Source organism: Pseudomonas syringae group sp. J248-6 (genome assembly GCF_032586995.1).
Lineage (GTDB): Bacteria > Pseudomonadota > Gammaproteobacteria > Pseudomonadales > Pseudomonadaceae > Aquipseudomonas > Aquipseudomonas amygdali.
In genome coordinates this window covers 4,952-21,659 of sequence record NZ_JAWHOP010000034.1, presented here as the reverse complement: position 1 = coordinate 21,659, position 16,708 = coordinate 4,952, and the positions used below count along the sequence as shown (strand labels likewise).

Sequence of the window (16,708 nt, the reverse complement as noted above, 5' to 3'; positions counted from 1 at the left end):
ATTCAGGTAGCCTGCGCAGCTTGAGACGCCTGAATATCGTCGAGCTGAAGCAGATCCTGCACGCTGTATCTGCGCGACCGCTCCGATAGCTGATGCCACGTCCAATTCCCGACGGTTTCGCCTTCCTGCGGAACCGCCAGTTTCAACAGGCTCACTTGATCAAGGCCGAGCAGGTTGTAATTTGCCCACAGCCTTCCACCTACCTCGAACAACGCCCTAGCGGCCTCGTTCCATTTCTCTTCTAGCACTGTCTGTGAGAGCCACAGGGCGTCGCGCTCTATTCCCTTATGCTTTTCCTGTGCTTCGGTGATGTATCGATCTACGGTCAGCAGCTCCTGCTCCAGCGCGGATATGATCAGGCCTTGTCGACGATCATGTTCGGCAGCGGTTGCCAGGTTTTTTGCGGCTTTTTGTGCATCGGCATTGGCGGTCTTTTCACCTTCGGTGTCGCCCCATGCGACAGCCTGTGCATATGCGGTAGCCGCATCCGTTTCCGCCTGCCGGGCTTTGGCCATGTCCTCTACCGCCTGTTGTTGGATCTGTTCCAGACGGATGCTGAGGCTCTGACGTTTTTCATTCAGCTCCTGCTCATCGGCTTTCCAGGTGTTCATGGCCTCGATGTATCCCGCCATCAGGGAATGGCTGTTGATGAGGGGCTCGCGGCGATTGATCTTCTGATCCAACAGGTCCGCATTGTGCCTGCGCGAGTCGACGATGCGCGGATCGCACATGCTGATCTCACCAACCATTAGGAGGCTGTCGGAATGCTCACGGATGGTGGATGCCGACATATCTTGAGAATTGCTAAACCCAAAAACAAAAAAGCCCGCACAAGGCGGGCTTCGGGCATTTCCTAGACTATCCACAACTCAAGACATATCCAGACTGCAAAATATGGTGCACCAGGCGGGATTCGAACCCACGACCCCTGCCTTCGGAGGGCAGTACTCTATCCAGCTGAGCTACTGGTGCGACGCGGGCGCCATGATACTCACATGGGTACGGGGCGTCCAGTTGCGGGCGGCCTGCAACGCAAATCATCCCGCGCACCCGGCAGACGGACGCCAGCAAGCCTTCCATCACCCCACACCCACCTCCACCCACAAAGGAACAGTCCACCGCTACCGACACAACCGCCAGCTGGTGCATGATGCTCCCCATACCACTCAGCCAGATCGTTCTCACCGAGGGCATCTTATCAATCAGTTCAAAAGCATCGAGCGCAGCCCGTGCCGCGTTCTTATTACCGGGGCCAGTATCGCGGGGTGTGCCGCGGCCTGGTGGCTGGCGCAGCGTGACTGTGATGTCACGGTTGTCGAGCAGGCGTCTGCCTTTCGTGATGGCGGGCAGAATGTGGATGTGCGGGGCGCGGCTCGGCAGGTTCTGCGTTTGATGGGGCTTGAGCAGGCGGTGAAGGATCTCAACACCGGCGAGACCGGGCTTGCGTGGGTCGATGAGGACAACCGCACGGCGGCGCAAATTGATCTGTCCGGTCTGGAGGTCGATGGTCCGACGGCTGAGCTTGAGGTGTTGCGCGGGGATCTTGCGCGCCTGCTTTATGAGGCGTCGTCTGCTGATGCGTTCTATCGCTTTGGTGATCGTATTGTGTCGGTCGAGCATGATGATGAGGGCGTATCTGTCACGTTCGAGAGCGGTGGCGAGGAGCGTTTTGATCTGCTGATCATTGCCGAAGGTGTCGGCTCGCGTACGCGTGAGCTGGTGTTCCCCGGCGAGAATCAGCCGCGCCGAATGGATCTGGCCAGCGCGTTCTTTACTGTGCCCCGCGCGCCGACCGATAGCCAGACGGCGCGTTGGTATAACGCGGTGGGAGGGCGCAGTGCGGGCGTTCGTCCGGATAATCGCGGTACGACGCGTGCGTTCTTTAATGTGCATGGCCGAAGCCACCTGACGGTCGGCAACAGTGTTGCCGAGCAGAAGGCGTTTCTCCGGGCGTCGTTTGCAGGCGCGGGATGGGAGATACCTCGTCTGCTGGAGGGGATGGAGGCGGCGGAGGACTTCTGGTTTGATGACTTGCGTCAGGTGAAGATCGATCGCTGGTCGAATGGCCCGGTGGTACTGCTGGGCGATGCCGCGTGGTGTGTCACGCCGCTGGGCGGGGTCGGCGCTTCGCTGGCGCTGATTGGTGCGTATGTGCTGGCGGGCGAACTCACCAAGACCGACACCATTGCCGAGGCGCTTGCCGCGTACGAATATGTCCTGCGCCCTGTGGTGAAAAAGTCGCAGAGCGTGCCGAAACTTGTTCCGCGTCTGGTCCATCCTCGCAGTCACACGGGAGTGAAGGTCCTGCGCGCCGTGCAGCGGCTGGTGGCAACGCCCTTCATCAGCAAGCGTGCTGCCAGGGCGCTGACCCCGGCGGTGCAGTCTTTCACGCTTCCGGATTATCGATAGCGCTACAGGCGTGGGTTAAAACCAGCGCCGGGCCCTGCGGTGCTCATGGCGCTGTCGAACTCGATCAGCCACGGCCCGGCCAGGACGATGATCGGGTCGTTCGGCAATGCCTTGAGGTTGATCGTGACCTTCGCCGGTTGCTCCGTGGTCGCTCACGGCTTTTATGCGCTGCCTGATCACACTGCGGCTGCCTTGCGTTCAGGTTCGGCGCTGATCAGAAAACTATACACCTCCCTACGCCCGTTCTTTTTTTCGAACGGGCTATTGTCCTTTGCCCCCGCAATGCCTAGGATTCGTTTGAGATTTCAAACGCTCTTGTTCGGTCTTCCTGCCTTCATGCGTTGCGCAGCGCTGGAACCCGATGGAATGTTTTCCTGACGATGGCTTCCAAATGGGGTGCATCGATATCAATTGTTCGCGTCGCCTCTCGGGCGATGCTGTTTAGGAGGCCGACATGCAGCTCAAAGATTCCACACTGTTCCGCCAGCAAGCCTACATCAACGGCCAGTGGCTGGATGCGGACGGTGGTCAGTCGATCAAGGTCAACAACCCTGCCAACAACGAGATCCTCGGCACAGTGCCAAAAATGGGCGCAGCCGAGACGCGTCGGGCAATTGAGGCGGCTGACAAGGCGCTGCCGGCCTGGCGTGCACTGACCGCCAAAGAGCGCGGCAACAAGCTGCGTCGCTGGTTCGAGCTGATGATCGAAAACCAGGACGACCTGGGTCTGTTGATGACCCTGGAGCAGGGCAAGCCACTGGCCGAAGCCAAGGGCGAGATCACCTATGCTGCGTCGTTCATCGAGTGGTTCGCCGAAGAAGCCAAGCGCGTCTATGGCGATGTGATCCCTGGTCACCAGCCGGACAAGCGCCTGATCGTACTCAAGCAGCCGATTGGTGTGACGGCGGCGATCACCCCGTGGAATTTCCCGGCAGCGATGATCACCCGTAAAGCCGGTCCTGCACTGGCAGCGGGCTGCACCATGGTGCTCAAGCCTGCTTCGCAAACGCCTTTCTCTGCACTGGCGCTGGCTGAGCTGGCCGAACGTGCAGGCATTCCGGCTGGCGTATTCAGCGTTGTGACCGGTAGCGCGGGCGATATCGGCAGCGAGCTGACCGGTAACCCGGTTGTGCGCAAACTGTCCTTCACCGGCTCGACCGAGATTGGTCGCCAGTTGATGGCCGAGTGCGCCAAGGACATCAAGAAGGTTTCCCTGGAGCTGGGCGGCAACGCGCCTTTCATCGTGTTCGACGATGCCGACCTCGACAAGGCGGTCGAAGGCGCGATGATTTCCAAGTACCGCAACAATGGTCAGACCTGCGTGTGCGCCAACCGTATCTATGTGCAGGACGCGGTGTATGACGCGTTCGCCGAGAAGCTCAAGGTAGCGGTCGGCAAGCTGAAAATCGGTAACGGCCTGGAAGAAGGCGTCACCACCGGCCCGTTGATCGACGACAAGGCCGTGGCCAAGGTCAAGGAACACATCGCTGACGCGGTCAGCAAAGGCGCAACCGTGCTGACTGGCGGCAACAGCCTGGAAGGCTCGTTCTTCGAACCGACTATTCTGGTCAACGTGTCGAAAGATGCCGCCGTGGCCCGGGAAGAAACCTTTGGTCCGCTGGCCCCGCTGTTCCGCTTCAAGGACGAGGCTGAAGTGATCGCGATGGCCAATGACACCGAGTTCGGTCTGGCGTCGTACTTCTACGCGCAGAACATGAGCCGCGTGTTCCGTGTTGCCGAAGCGCTGGAATATGGCATGGTGGGTATCAACACTGGCCTGATCTCCAACGAACTGGCGCCGTTTGGTGGTATCAAGTCGTCCGGCCTGGGCCGTGAAGGCTCCAAGTACGGCATCGAAGATTATCTGGAAATCAAATACCTCTGCATGTCGGTTTGATTTACTCGGTCTGACTGACGTTGAGGTATTGCAGCCGATGATGCGCGAGAGCGACGTGTCATCGGCTTTTGTTGCACCGCAGTTTCCTGGTGGCCTGAAGGCTGCAGCAGTCGATCATCGTATGCTGCCGCAGTTGATCCGGTCCGCTTGATCCTTGACCCACGCCGACCGATGAGCGGCGAATGAGGAATACATGAGCAAGACTAACGAATCCCTGATGCAACGCCGCCATGCTGCCGTCCCGCGTGGCGTTGGTCAGATCCACCCGATCTTCGCTGCTTCGGCGAAGAACGCGACCGTTACCGACGTGGAAGGTCGTGAATTCATTGACTTCGCGGGCGGCATTGCCGTTCTGAATACCGGTCACCTGCACCCGAAGATCATCGCCGCTGTGCAAGAGCAGCTGACCAAGCTGAGCCATACCTGCTTCCAGGTGCTGGCCTACGAGCCTTACGTCGAGCTGTGCGAGAAGATCAACGCCAAAGTGCCGGGTGATTTCGACAAGAAAACCCTGCTGGTGACCACCGGTTCCGAAGCGGTTGAAAACGCCGTGAAGATCGCCCGTGCTGCCACTGGCCGTGCGGGTGTTATCGCCTTCACCGGCGCTTACCACGGTCGCACCATGATGACTCTGGGCCTGACCGGCAAGGTTGTGCCTTACTCGGCGGGCATGGGCCTGATGCCGGGCGGTATCTTCCGCGCGCTGTACCCTTGCGAGCTGCATGGTGTGAGCGTTGACGATTCCATCGCCAGCATCGAGCGCATCTTCAAGAACGACGCCGAGCCCAAGGACATCGCTGCAATCATTATCGAGCCGGTTCAGGGCGAAGGTGGTTTCTACGTGGCACCGAAGGCGTTCATGCTGCGTCTGCGCGAGCTGTGCGACAAGCACGGCATTCTGCTGATCGCTGACGAAGTGCAGACCGGCGCTGGCCGTACCGGCACGTTCTTCGCGATGGAGCAGATGGGCGTTGCGGCTGACCTGACCACCTTCGCCAAGTCCATCGCCGGTGGCTTCCCGCTGGCGGGCGTGTGCGGCAAGGCTGAATACATGGATGCCATCGCACCGGGCGGTCTGGGCGGCACTTATGCCGGTAGCCCGGTTGCTTGCGCTGCGGCGCTGGCGGTTCTGGATATCTTCGAAGAAGAGCACCTGCTGGACCGTTGCAAGGCAGTCGGCGAGCGTCTGGTGACTGCGCTCAAGGGCATTCAGGCCAAGTACCCGGTCATCGGCGAAGTGCGTGCGCTGGGCGCGATGATTGCCGTCGAGCTGTTCGAAGACGGCGATTCGCACAAGCCTAACGCTGCGGCAGTGGCGCAGGTGGTTGCCAAGGCGCGTGACAAGGGTCTGATCCTGCTGTCGTGCGGTACTTACGGCAACGTGTTGCGCGTACTGGTACCGTTGACCGCCGAAGACGAATTGCTGACCCGTGGGCTGGCCATTCTGGAAGAATGCTTCGCTGAAATCGCGTAAAAAGTGTGAAGTCGTAAATTGATTAATTTATGACCAAACAGACAAAAAAAGCCCGTTTCGACGGGTTTTTTTTGGTCTGGAGCAGGGTATTTCGCTCTTTTTGCTATATCCGGACGAAGGCTTTGGCTAAGGTGAACGCATCGATGTCGGAGAGTCATGATGACTGCTGTAGATTTGCCCGCGGTACCTCGCGTATTGATTGCTGAGTCTGATCCGTGGGTTCGCGAAACACTCAGCGATCTGGTACTGGGTGTGCGAGCGGACGTCGACCTGGAAATGTGTACCGATGGCAAGCAGGCCGTCGAGTGGATGAAGAAACAACTGCCTGATCTGATCATCGCCGCACGCGAGCTGCCGGGGATCGACGGGTTGAGCCTGTTGCGTGGCGTACGCAATCTGCGTCGTCAGCCCGCCATCCCGTTCATCCTGATCAGCAATCGCAACGACAGCGCCAGCGTGCGTGAGGTCTTGCCACTGGCACCGACTGCCTATCTGACCAAACCCCTGAATACCGAAGGGCTACGCCAGCGTCTGGAAAGTCTGCTGCTGGAACGTCAGGCCCCGGTTGCGGGCGCAGTGCCCGCGCTGACGCCGGGTTTGACGCTGACCAAGTTTCTCGACAAGCGCCGTGACGTGGCTGACGGCGCGCCGCTGTTCGTCGATGTCGCGACGGCGATAAAACTCAGCCAGACCGCCAATGGCATCGACGCTGCCTTGCTGGAGCAGGAGCTGCGCAACGATCCGCACATCACCGCCGTGTTGATCGCCGCCGCCAACAGTGCCGCGCAACATTTGGGCAAGCCGGTGCAGACCATGGGCGGGGCGCTGGCCATTCTCGGGCCGGTGCAGGGCGCAAATATCGCATCAGGCCTGGCCAAGAAACGTATGGCCGTGCTGACCAGCGACGCGTTGCTGGCCCAGGCCAGTGAGCTTTGGACGATGTCGCAGCGCACGGCTGATTACGCGCGCATTCTGGGCGGCATGCTGGAGCTGGATGTAGAGCGTTGCTTCTGCGCCGGTCTGCTGCAGTCGCTGGGCGATCTTGCTGTGCTGGGTTGTTTGCAGGAGTGGCTGCTGGCCGGTGGCGAGCTGAATGAAGACGTGATCAAGCAATCGCTGGAGCAATATTCCGCTGCCTTCGGTTCCGCTCTGCGCACCCGCTGGCGTTTGCCGCTGGAACTGCGTGAGCTGATCGCTGCGGTGTATCAGTACAACACCGGCATCTTCACTCGCGAAGTGCTGGCAATGAACCTGGCGGGGCAGATGGCACGTCTGGGCGAGGAAGAGAGTGTTAACACGCTGATCAAGACCAAGTCGGCCAAGTTGTTGAAGCTGAGCGTCGGTGACTTGCAGCGTTTGCGCAAGAAACTGACCGGCGTGACTGACCCTAGCCTGTTGAAACCCTTGCCGACCGAACCTGAAGTGGCTGCCGAGACGGTTGAGGGGGAAGACGAGCCTGATTTGCTGGACCTGACACCTGAGCCACCTGCCGAAGAGCCTGCTGTAATCGAGGACCCGGCCAGCGCCGTTCAGGGCCCGCTCGAAAAGTAGAACCTGACTGAGGCCTTCGCGAGCCAGGCGGACCGCCGCCCAGTCGTTCCCTCAGGGCGTCATGCCGTGTGCACACTCGTGGGAGCGAGCTTGCTCGCGAAGGCTATATTCCTGACGCAGAAAATCCAGCGACAGCCCCGCCCTCTTCGCGAGCAAGCTCGCTCCCACAAAGCACCGCAAACTCCTGTGGGAGCGACCGGGGCGGCGATCCGCTTTGCCCGCGAAGGGGCCAGTCGTGCTTTCTACAGTCGAAAAGGCATTTCAGACCAGTACGATCTGATTCTTGCCCTGGCGCTTGGCTTGATACATGGCAGCGTCGGCACGGCCGTAGAGGGTTTCCAGGCTTGGGTCTTCCGGGCCCAGATTAGTCAGGCCCTGGCTGGCGGTGATGCTGAAGGTGGTGCCGCCTGACTGGAAGTTCTGGCGCTGGATCTCGCGTTGCAGGCGCTCGGCGATCTGCATGGCCATATCCGGCGCGCAGCCTGGGAATACCGCGGCGAACTCTTCGCCACCGATACGCCCGAACAAATCACCACGTCTCAATGCCGAGCGGCCGCTTTCAGCAATGCGTTGCAGCACGGTATCGCCTTCCTGATGGCCGTAGGTATCGTTGACCAGCTTGAAGTCATCGATATCCAGCAGCAGAAAGGCCAGCGGCGTGCCGTTGAGGCGAGCCAGTTCGAACTCGCGCTGGGCGCATTCGAAAAAGTGCCGACGGTTGCTGCTCTGGGTCAGCACGTCGGTGGTTGCCAGGCGTTGCAGCTCATCCTCGAGGTGTTTCTTGTCGGTGATGTCTTCGGCGATGCCCACCACGATCAGACGCTGGCTGGCGTCGGCGCGATGGCTGACGAAGCATTTGTCGCTGAGCCAGCGTACTTCACCGTCCGCACGGATGATTCGGTACTCGCGGTCCTCTATCGAGCCTTTCTCGATTACCTCGTTGAGGCTGCGCTCGGCGTAGTTCAGGTCATCCGGGTAGATACTGTCGCGCCACTCGCTGTAATCGGCCAGCAACAAGCCCGCCGAGCGGCCGAAGATACGCTCGTACGCCGGGCTGACATAAATCATGTGCTGGGTTTCCCAGTCAAACGCCCACAGAACAGCATTCACGCTCACCAACAATGAGCTGAACAGTTGTTCGCGCTCGCTCAGGCGGGCAACTTCTGCCTGGGCGTGCATCAGGGCTAACAGGGTTTCTGCGGCTGCGGGCATATCAGTGATCGGCGTGCCGGGTAGGGAGGTAGGAGACTGCTTTTCCATAAGATCCATCTCAAGCGTTACGGCCAGTGCCGTGCCCTATCCCGTTTGGCGGGAAAGTTGATGAGATAGATTGGCAGGAGATAAGTTCCGGGACCGGCGCACCTGCGGGAGGCGCGCCGATCAACGGTATCAGGCGTGGGCGGGGCGTAGCGAGTAGGTTTTCAGCTGGTCGGCGAACTCACGCAGCGAGTGAATACCACTGGCTTCGGCCTCGTGAATCCACTCTTTGATGGCTGAAAGCATGTCATGGCCATTGCTGCTGGTCTTGACCCAGATCTGCTGCAACGCCAGACGCTTTTCGTAGATCACTTTCAGCGCATGGCTGTGTTCCAGCATGGTCTGGATGCGCAAATGATGCTTGTCATCGAGCAGACTGGTCTCACGTGACAGCAGCCGTTTGGCACGACTGAACTGATGACGCACCGATTCGTCGGCCTTGGCCAGTTCCTGGGTAACCAGCGGCGCAATTACCAGCTTGCGATACTGCGCCATGATCTGGAAACGGTTGTTGAGGATCGCCATCGCGGTGTCCATGTCCATGTGGCCCTTGCCTTCGACCCGATGGGCGATGGGCGCGACCCGCTGGACTTTGGCCAGACCCAGGAAACTGAACAGCTTGATCCACGCCCAGCCCATGTCGAATTCCCAGGGCTTGACCGACAGCTTGGCCGAGTTGGGATAGGTGTGGTGGTTGTTGTGCAGCTCTTCGCCGCCGATCACGATGCCCCAGGGCACCAGATTGGTGGCCGCGTCACGGCATTCGAAGTTGCGATAGCCGATGGCATGGCCCAGACCGTTGACTACGCCAGCAGCCCAGAAGGGAATCCACATCATCTGCACGGCCCACACGGTGATACCGAGCGCACCGAACAGCGCCACGTCGATGACCGCCATCAGGGCGATACCCAGCAGCTTGTAGCGCGAATACAGGTTGCGCTCGATCCAGTCTTCCGGGCAGTTCTTGCCGTAGATACGCAGGGTGTCCTGGTTCTGCGCTTCTTCGCGGTACAGCTCGGCGCCTTTGCGCAGCACGGTGGACAGGCCTTTGACGACCGGGCTGTGCGGGTCGTCGACGGTTTCGCATTTTGCGTGGTGTTTGCGGTGGATGGCTGTCCACTCGCGGGTGTTCTGGGCAGTGGTCAGCCACAGCCAGAAACGGAAGAAGTGTTTCAGCCCCGCATTGAGCTCAAGCGAGCGGTGGGCTGAGTAGCGGTGCAGATAGACCGTGACGCCGACAATAGTCACATGGGTCATCGCCAGCGTGACTGCTATTACCTGCCAGACAGAAAGGTCGAGCAAACCGTTGTACCACATAGGCTGTTTGGCCCTCGTAAAGATACTCATGAAGAAAAAAGTTACGCGTGCATTATCACTGACATCCCACAGAAAACCAGTCACCCTTTCAGATAAGAGTCGCAGGATGTTTCTTGCTTTATAATTCCGGCTTTATCTGAGGTTCTTCGTTTCCGATGTCAGATTACTCCCTTGGCGCGCTGCGAACGGCCGTCCTGTATGGGCTGCTGTCCATTTTGTGGTTTGTGACGTGCGACCTGTTGCTGCCCTTTTTCATCGAAGAACCCGCTCGATTGGCGTTCTGGCAACTGATGACCGGTTACAGCTGGGTGTTGCTCAGCGCGGTCATGATCTTCATCGCACGTTACAGATTAAGGAGCCTTATCGGCGGCGATGCGCTTTTTCAGCGCCAGCAAACCGATTACGACCGGCTGCGGCTGGCGGAAGCGGTGTTCGACAGCACCCGCGAAGGGGTGCTGGTCAGCGATGCGCAGGGCCGCATCGTTCACGTCAACCGCGCGTTCGTCGATATCACCGGCTATCAGGCCGAAGAAGTGCTGGGCCTCAACCCCAGCAAGTTCAAGTCCGGCCGACACGGCCCGGAGTTCTACAAACAGATGTATCACTCGATCATCAGCGAGGGCCAGTGGAGCGGCGAGATCTGGAATCGGCGCAAAAGCGGCGAGATCTACCCGCAATGGCAGACCATTCGCAGTGTTATGGGCAACGACGGCCAACCCAGGCACTTTGTAGCGGTGTTCTCCGACATCACGGCCATCAAGCGCTCCGAGCAGGAGCTGGCCCAGTTGATTCACTTCGATGGGCTGACCGATTTGCCCAATCGCCTGCTGCTGACTGATCGCATCAGCCAGGCGCTGACTTCGGCGCGCGCCAGCAAACGCGGCTGCGCACTGTTGCTGATCGACCTGGACCACTTCAAAAACATCAATGACAGCCTGGGCCACAACGTGGGCGACGATGTGCTCAGGGCCGTCGCCGAGCGGCTCAAGAGCGTGTCCGGCAACGAAATGACCCTGGCGCGTCCGGGTGGCGACGAGTTCGCCCTGTTGATCAAGAATTGCTCGCAGATGGTTCAGGCTGCCGCGCTCGCACAGCAGGTGATCGATGCGCTCAAGGCACCGTTCGCGATTGCCGCGCATCAACTGTTTGTGACTGCCAGCATTGGCATCAGCCTGTTCCCCGGCGATGCGCTGACCGCCGAGCAACTGTTGCGCAATGCAGACTCGGCGCTGTTCAAGGCCAAGGGCGACGGTCGTGAGTGTTATGCGTTGTACACCGAGGAATTGACTGCTCATGCCCAGCAGCGCGTGCAACTGGCCTACGAGCTGCGTCAGGCCGTCGAACTGGAACAACTGCGGGTCTTCTATCAGCCGGTTCATGACCTTGTCACCCGCCGTATTCGCGGTGTCGAGGCGCTGGTGCGCTGGCAGCACCCCGAGCGCGGGATGGTTTCGCCGGGAGAATTCATTCCGATTGCCGAGCAAAGCGGGCTGATCGCCGATATCGATGCCTGGGTCTTGAAAACCGCCTGTCTGCAGATGAAGGCCTGGCTGGCGGAAGGCGTGCCGGTCGAGTTCGTCGCAGTAAACGTCTCCAGCCGCCTGTTCAATCATGGCGACCTCGACCGTCGGGTAGCACAGGCACTGCATGAGACCGGGCTTGAGCCTGCCTTTCTGGAGCTGGAAGTGACTGAAAGCGCGGTCATGGAAGACCCCGAACAGGCGATCGAACAATTGCATCGCCTGCGCGAACTGGGCCTGAGCCTGGCCATCGATGACTTCGGTACGGGTTATTCTTCGCTGCTGCGGCTCAAGCGCATGCCGGTTCAGAAGCTGAAGATCGACCAGGGTTTTGTGGCCGGACTGCCGGGCGACGATGACGACATCGCGATTGTCAGAGCGGTCATCGCGCTGGCGGGAAGCCTGGGCATGCGGGTGCTGGCTGAAGGCATCGAGCATGCGAATCAGGCTGCGTTTCTGCTGGGCAACGGTTGCCAGTTGGGCCAGGGCTACTGGTTTGCCCGGCCAATGGTCGCGCAGGCTATCGACTGGACGCATGCACCGGTCTTCGAGCAGCCCGGCTGAAGCCGCCAGAGCTAGGCTTGCCAGGGTGTGCAACGCATCCTGGCGAAATCACTAACCGCTAAATTTCTTTTGGTTATATCTGCATTCTTAAATAGTCTTTTTAAGAATATCCGCACCTCACTATTATTGCCTCACCGCCATACGCCATCGCCCCCAGTCGCGACGGCCGGCTTCTCATCTTTCAAGGAATAAGACAATGAGCGCATCTCTACGTAGTGTTGACGGTCAGGACGAAGCAGCAATTCTGCGTGAGATTCAGAGTGCGTTGCGTGACCTGCGTTTTGGCGCCGTCGAAATCACTGTGCACAACGCGCAAGTGGTTCAGATCGAGCGCAAGGAAAAGTTTCGTTTGCAGAACCCCGCCGCCAAGCAGAGCTGAAGCGGCATTACCCGACTGGTCAACCGGAGGGCTTCATCCTGACTCCTGATACCTCCCCTGAAAAAAGCAGCGCGCCCGTGCGGATGCCGTTCTGACGCGCCAAGAAGAAATTAAAAAAGCCAACACACCGCATTTCCAGGAGCTTCATCTATGTCCATTCGCCGTTTTGCTCTGGCCGCTCTCGCCAGTGCTGTTTTCGCAGGTTCGGCTGTTGCCAAGGATTACGAACTGCTCAACGTGTCTTACGATCCGACCCGCGAGCTGTATCAGGATTACAACGCAGAATTCGTCAACTTCTGGAAAAAATCCCATCCAGACGACAAGGTCGAGATCAAGCAGTCCCACGGTGGTTCGGGCAAGCAGGCCCGTGGCGTGATCGACGGTCTGCGTGCAGACGTGGTGACCCTGGCACTGGCCGGTGACATCGACGAAATCGCCAAGCTGGGCAAGACCCTGCCCGAAAACTGGCAGACCCGTCTGCCGGATGCGAGCACGCCTTACACCTCGACCATCGTGTTTCTGGTGCGCAAGGGCAACCCCAAAGGCATCAAGGACTGGGGTGACCTGATCAAGAAAGACGTCTCGGTGATCACACCGAACCCGAAAACCTCCGGCGGTGCGCGCTGGAACTTCCTGGCTGCCTGGGCTTACGGCCTGAAGGCGGGCGGCGGTGACGAAGCCAAGGCCAAGGAATACGTGCAGACGCTGTTCAAGCACGTGCCGATTCTGGATACCGGTGCCCGCGGTTCGACCATCACCTTCGTCAACAACGGTCAGGGTGACGTGCTGCTGGCGTGGGAAAACGAAGCGTTCCTGGCGCTGAAAGAAGACGGCGGCAAAGACAAGTTCGACATCGTCGTGCCGTCGCTGTCGATTCTCGCCGAACCTCCGGTAGCCGTAGTCGACAAAAACGCCGAGAAGAAAGGCAACACTGAAATCGCGACTGAATACCTGAAGCACCTGTACAGCAAGGAAGGTCAGGAAATTGCGGCGAAAAACTTCTATCGTCCACGTGATGCCGAAGTGGCCGCCAAGTACGAAAAGCAATTCCCGAAACTCGATCTGGTGACTATCGACAAAGACTTTGGTGGCTGGAAAACTGCGCAGCCGAAGTTTTTCAATGACGGCGGCGTGTTCGACCAGATTTACCAAGCGCAATAAACCGAATCAGGATGCCGCGCGAGTGGCATCGCAGGTTGGGTCAAGCAGCCCGGATTAACCTCCGGGCTTCGTGCAAGTGAAACCAGGGACTTTTATGTCGCGTCGTATCTCCCCCGTCATACCCGGCTTCGGGCTGACGCTGGGCTACACCTTGGTGTACCTCAGTCTGATTGTGCTAATACCGCTGGCCGCCATGTTCGTGCATGCCGCGCAGCTGACCTGGGATCAGTTCTGGACCATCATCACGGCACCACGCGTGATCGCGGCGCTCAAGCTGAGTTTCGGCACCGCTTTCTATGCGGCCCTGATCAATGGCGTGATCGGTACGCTGCTGGCCTGGGTGCTGGTGCGTTACACCTTCCCCGGTCGCAAGATCATCGATGCCATGATCGATCTGCCGTTCGCCCTGCCGACTGCTGTGGCCGGTATCGCCCTGACAGCGCTGTACGCGCCCAATGGCTGGGTCGGCCAGTTCGCGGCTGATCTGGGTTTCAAGATCGCCTACACCCCGCTGGGTATCACCCTGGCGCTGACCTTCGTCACCCTGCCGTTCGTGGTGCGCACCGTGCAGCCTGTGCTGGCCGACATCCCCAAGGAAGTCGAAGAAGCCGCTGCCTGCCTGGGCGCGCGTCCTCTGCAGGTGTTCCGCCACATCCTCGTTCCGGCCTTGTTGCCCGCCTGGCTGACCGGCTTCGCTCTGGCGTTTGCCCGTGGCGTGGGCGAGTACGGTTCGGTGATTTTCATCGCCGGCAACATGCCGATGAAAACCGAGATCCTGCCGCTGCTGATCATGGTCAAGCTCGACCAGTACGACTACACCGGCGCAACCGCTATCGGCGTGATGATGCTGGTGGTGTCCTTCATTCTGCTGCTGCTGATCAACCTGCTGCAGCGGCGTATTGAAACCCCATCCTGAGGAGGCGCAGAACATGTCTTATTCATCTGTTTCAGCCGCCGCCTCTGCCAACGCCGCCCGTCGTGGCAGCGCGGTGTCGCGACGCATTCTGATCGGCCTGTGCTGGCTGGTGTTCGTCCTGTTTCTAGGGCTGCCACTGTTCATCGTGGTGTCCCAGGGCCTGAAAAACGGTCTGGGCGCGTTCTTTACCGCGATCCTCGAGCCGGACGCGCTGTCGGCGCTGAAGCTGACGGTCATCGCGGTACTGATCTCGGTGCCGCTCAATCTGGTGTTCGGCGTCAGCGCCGCATGGTGCGTGAGCAAATACTCGTTCCGTGGCAAGAGCATTCTGGTCACGCTGATCGACTTGCCGTTCTCGGTATCGCCAGTCATTGCCGGTCTGGTCTACGTACTGATGTTCGGTGCGCAGGGCTTGTTCGGGCCGTGGTTGCAGGACCACGATATCCAGATCGTCTTTGCCCTGCCGGGCATCGTGCTGGCGACCATTTTCGTCACTGTGCCGTTCGTTGCGCGCGAACTGATCCCGCTGATGCAAGAGCAGGGTACTCAGGAAGAAGAGGCGGCGCGGCTGCTGGGTGCCAACGGCTGGCAGATGTTCTGGCACGTCACGGTGCCGAACATCAAATGGGGCCTGATCTACGGCGTGGTGCTGTGTACTGCGCGGGCGATGGGTGAGTTTGGCGCGGTGTCGGTGGTTTCCGGGCACATTCGCGGCGTCACCAACACCCTGCCGCTGCACGTCGAAATTCTCTACAACGAGTACAACCACGTTGCAGCCTTTGCCGTGGCGAGCCTGTTGCTGATCCTGGCGCTATTCATCCTGCTGCTCAAGCAGTGGAGCGAATCCCGCATTAACCGTCTGCGCCATAACGCGGCGGAGGAATAATCATGTCGATCGAAGTCCGTAACGTCAGCAAGAATTTCAACGCCTTCAAGGCTCTGAACAACATCAGTCTGGACATCCAGAGTGGCGAGTTGGTGGCTTTGCTCGGCCCGTCAGGCTGCGGCAAGACCACCCTGCTGCGCATCATTGCCGGCCTGGAAACCCCGGATGACGGCAGTATCGTGTTCCATGGCGAAGATGTGTCCGGCCATGACGTGCGTGATCGCAACGTCGGCTTTGTGTTCCAGCATTACGCGCTGTTCCGCCACATGACGGTGTTCGACAACGTCGCGTTCGGCCTGCGCATGAAGCCCAAGCGTGAGCGTCCGAACGAAACGCGCATCGCGGAAAAGGTCCACGAACTGCTGAACATGGTGCAACTGGACTGGCTGGCCGATCGTTATCCGGAGCAGTTGTCCGGTGGTCAGCGTCAGCGTATCGCTCTGGCCCGTGCCTTGGCGGTCGAGCCCAAAGTGCTGTTGCTGGACGAGCCGTTTGGTGCACTGGACGCCAAGGTGCGCAAGGAACTGCGTCGCTGGCTGGCGCGCCTGCACGAAGACATCAACCTGACCTCGGTGTTTGTGACCCACGATCAGGAAGAAGCCATGGAAGTGGCTGATCGCATCGTGGTGATGAACAAGGGCGTGATCGAACAGATCGGCTCGCCGGGCGAGGTGTACGAGAACCCGTCCAACGACTTCGTCTACCACTTCCTGGGTGACTCCAACCGCCTGAGCCTGGGCGAGGAAGGGCACCTGTTGTTCCGTCCGCATGAAGTGTCGTTGTCACGTCAGGAAATCGAAGACCACCACGCCGCCGAAGTCCGCGACATCCGCCCGCTGGGCGCGACAACGCGGGTCACGTTGAAAGTGGAAGGGCAGAGCGAACTGATCGAGGCCGAAGTGGTGAAAGACCACGACAGCCTGGTAGGCCTGGCCAAGGGCGAGACGCTGTTCTTCAAACCGAAGGTCTGGCAGAAGCTTTAAGCCCGCCCTCCAGCTATCGTTCCCATGCTCCGCGTGGGAATGCCTTTCTGGACGCTCGGCGTCCGATCTTGAGTGCGCGGCGTCAGCACGAGCATGTGACGCGGAGCATTGGCACGATAGTGATCTCGAGATTTTATCGTTCCCATGCTCCGCGTGGGAATGCCTTTCCGGACGCTCTGCGTCCGATCTTGAGTGCGCGGCGTCAGCACGGGCATGTGACGCGGAGCGTCACGAACTGCATGCCAACGCGGAGCATTGGCACGATAGTGATCTCAAGATTTTCATCGTTCCCATGCTCCGCGTGGGAATGCCTTTCCGGACGCTCGGCGTCCGATCTTGAGTGCGCGGCGTCAGCACGAGCATGTGACGCGGAGCATTGGCACGATAGTGATCT

Annotated in this window: 13 protein-coding genes, 1 tRNA gene and 1 pseudogene; 11 read left to right on the top strand and 4 right to left on the bottom strand. The window is 59.5% G+C overall.

The window, feature by feature from the left end; all coding sequences use genetic code 11:
- Positions 1-2: 2 nt before the first annotated feature.
- Together RYC17_RS25865 and RYC17_RS25860 are read right to left on the bottom strand one after the other, a co-directional pair.
- On the bottom strand, positions 3-749 hold the full coding sequence (locus RYC17_RS25865; protein ID WP_316904739.1) for a chromosome segregation protein SMC: 747 nt from the start codon (positions 747-749) through the stop codon (positions 3-5).
- A 146-nt stretch (positions 750-895) separates the two neighbouring features.
- A tRNA-Arg gene (locus tag RYC17_RS25860) sits at positions 896-972 on the bottom strand.
- 168 nt (positions 973-1,140) lie between these two features.
- Here RYC17_RS25860 and RYC17_RS25855 point away from each other — a divergent pair.
- The 5 genes and pseudogenes from RYC17_RS25855 to RYC17_RS25835 all read left to right on the top strand — a co-directional run bounded on the left by RYC17_RS25855 (position 1,141) and on the right by RYC17_RS25835 (position 7,331).
- A complete protein-coding gene (locus tag RYC17_RS25855) occupies positions 1,141-2,409 on the top strand; it encodes an FAD-dependent monooxygenase (RefSeq protein ID WP_316904738.1) in 1,269 nt (422 codons plus the stop codon).
- Positions 2,410-2,454: 45 nt separating this feature from the next.
- A pseudogene (locus RYC17_RS25850) lies at positions 2,455-2,535 on the top strand (LysE family translocator); the annotation flags it as partial.
- Positions 2,536-2,863: 328 nt separating this feature from the next.
- Entirely contained in the window at positions 2,864-4,306 is a 1,443-nt protein-coding gene (gabD, locus tag RYC17_RS25845) for an NADP-dependent succinate-semialdehyde dehydrogenase (RefSeq protein WP_316904729.1), read from the top strand.
- Positions 4,307-4,499: 193 nt separating this feature from the next.
- On the top strand, positions 4,500-5,780 hold the full coding sequence (gabT, locus tag RYC17_RS25840) for a 4-aminobutyrate--2-oxoglutarate transaminase (protein WP_005732800.1): 1,281 nt from the start codon (positions 4,500-4,502) through the stop codon (positions 5,778-5,780).
- A 156-nt stretch (positions 5,781-5,936) separates the two neighbouring features.
- The gene (locus tag RYC17_RS25835) at positions 5,937-7,331 is read left to right on the top strand and encodes a response regulator (RefSeq protein WP_058409824.1); all 1,395 of its coding nucleotides are present in this window, start codon (positions 5,937-5,939) and stop codon (positions 7,329-7,331) included.
- A gap of 261 nt (positions 7,332-7,592) precedes the next feature.
- Here RYC17_RS25835 and RYC17_RS25830 read toward each other — a convergent pair whose 3' ends face one another.
- Together RYC17_RS25830 and desA are read right to left on the bottom strand one after the other, a co-directional pair.
- Complete coding sequence (locus tag RYC17_RS25830) at positions 7,593-8,591, bottom strand: GGDEF domain-containing protein (RefSeq protein ID WP_054071566.1); 999 nt, start codon at positions 8,589-8,591, stop codon at positions 7,593-7,595.
- Between the two features lie 129 nt (positions 8,592-8,720).
- Positions 8,721-9,905 (bottom strand): delta-9 fatty acid desaturase DesA, encoded by a 1,185-nt coding sequence (gene desA, locus RYC17_RS25825; RefSeq protein ID WP_058409825.1) that lies wholly within the window; start codon positions 9,903-9,905, stop codon positions 8,721-8,723.
- A 155-nt stretch (positions 9,906-10,060) separates the two neighbouring features.
- Here desA and dibA point away from each other — a divergent pair, with 155 nt between their 5' ends.
- From dibA to RYC17_RS25795, 6 genes are all read left to right on the top strand, one after another.
- Positions 10,061-11,989 carry a phosphodiesterase DibA gene (gene dibA / locus RYC17_RS25820; RefSeq protein ID WP_122258674.1) on the top strand — a complete coding sequence of 643 codons (1,929 nt, stop codon included), beginning with the start codon at positions 10,061-10,063 and terminating at the stop codon, positions 11,987-11,989.
- 196 nt (positions 11,990-12,185) lie between these two features.
- Positions 12,186-12,368: a sulfur starvation response protein OscA gene (gene oscA / locus RYC17_RS25815; protein ID WP_002551397.1), complete on the top strand. Its 183-nt coding sequence runs from the start codon at positions 12,186-12,188 to the stop codon at positions 12,366-12,368.
- Between the two features lie 150 nt (positions 12,369-12,518).
- Positions 12,519-13,529, top strand: a complete 1,011-nt coding sequence (locus RYC17_RS25810) for a sulfate ABC transporter substrate-binding protein (protein WP_002551396.1) — start codon at positions 12,519-12,521, stop codon at positions 13,527-13,529.
- 94 nt (positions 13,530-13,623) lie between these two features.
- Positions 13,624-14,445: a sulfate ABC transporter permease subunit CysT gene (cysT, locus tag RYC17_RS25805; protein WP_002551395.1), complete on the top strand. Its 822-nt coding sequence runs from the start codon at positions 13,624-13,626 to the stop codon at positions 14,443-14,445.
- Positions 14,446-14,458: 13 nt separating this feature from the next.
- Positions 14,459-15,331 carry a sulfate ABC transporter permease subunit CysW gene (gene cysW / locus RYC17_RS25800; protein ID WP_002551394.1) on the top strand — a complete coding sequence of 291 codons (873 nt, stop codon included), beginning with the start codon at positions 14,459-14,461 and terminating at the stop codon, positions 15,329-15,331.
- Positions 15,332-15,333: 2 nt separating this feature from the next.
- Entirely contained in the window at positions 15,334-16,314 is a 981-nt protein-coding gene (locus tag RYC17_RS25795) for a sulfate/molybdate ABC transporter ATP-binding protein (RefSeq protein ID WP_002551393.1), read from the top strand.
- The last annotated feature ends 394 nt before the right edge of the window (positions 16,315-16,708 follow it).

What these genes read in the sequence shown, in the direction of transcription:
- gabT (WP_005732800.1), top strand. Translation starts at nt 4,500, where the DNA reads ATGAGCAAGACTAACGAATCCCTGATGCAACGCCGCCATGCTGCCGTC.
- RYC17_RS25810 (WP_002551396.1), top strand. Translation starts at nt 12,519, where the DNA reads ATGTCCATTCGCCGTTTTGCTCTGGCCGCTCTCGCCAGTGCTGTTTTC.
- RYC17_RS25830 (WP_054071566.1), bottom strand. Translation starts at nt 8,591, where the DNA reads ATGGAAAAGCAGTCTCCTACCTCCCTACCCGGCACGCCGATCACTGAT.
- RYC17_RS25865 (WP_316904739.1), bottom strand. Translation starts at nt 749, where the DNA reads ATGGTTGGTGAGATCAGCATGTGCGATCCGCGCATCGTCGACTCGCGC.
- oscA (WP_002551397.1), top strand. Translation starts at nt 12,186, where the DNA reads ATGAGCGCATCTCTACGTAGTGTTGACGGTCAGGACGAAGCAGCAATT.
- cysT (WP_002551395.1), top strand. Translation starts at nt 13,624, where the DNA reads ATGTCGCGTCGTATCTCCCCCGTCATACCCGGCTTCGGGCTGACGCTG.
- RYC17_RS25795 (WP_002551393.1), top strand. Translation starts at nt 15,334, where the DNA reads ATGTCGATCGAAGTCCGTAACGTCAGCAAGAATTTCAACGCCTTCAAG.
- dibA (WP_122258674.1), top strand. Translation starts at nt 10,061, where the DNA reads ATGTCAGATTACTCCCTTGGCGCGCTGCGAACGGCCGTCCTGTATGGG.
- desA (WP_058409825.1), bottom strand. Translation starts at nt 9,905, where the DNA reads ATGTGGTACAACGGTTTGCTCGACCTTTCTGTCTGGCAGGTAATAGCA.
- RYC17_RS25835 (WP_058409824.1), top strand. Translation starts at nt 5,937, where the DNA reads ATGATGACTGCTGTAGATTTGCCCGCGGTACCTCGCGTATTGATTGCT.
- cysW (WP_002551394.1), top strand. Translation starts at nt 14,459, where the DNA reads ATGTCTTATTCATCTGTTTCAGCCGCCGCCTCTGCCAACGCCGCCCGT.
- gabD (WP_316904729.1), top strand. Translation starts at nt 2,864, where the DNA reads ATGCAGCTCAAAGATTCCACACTGTTCCGCCAGCAAGCCTACATCAAC.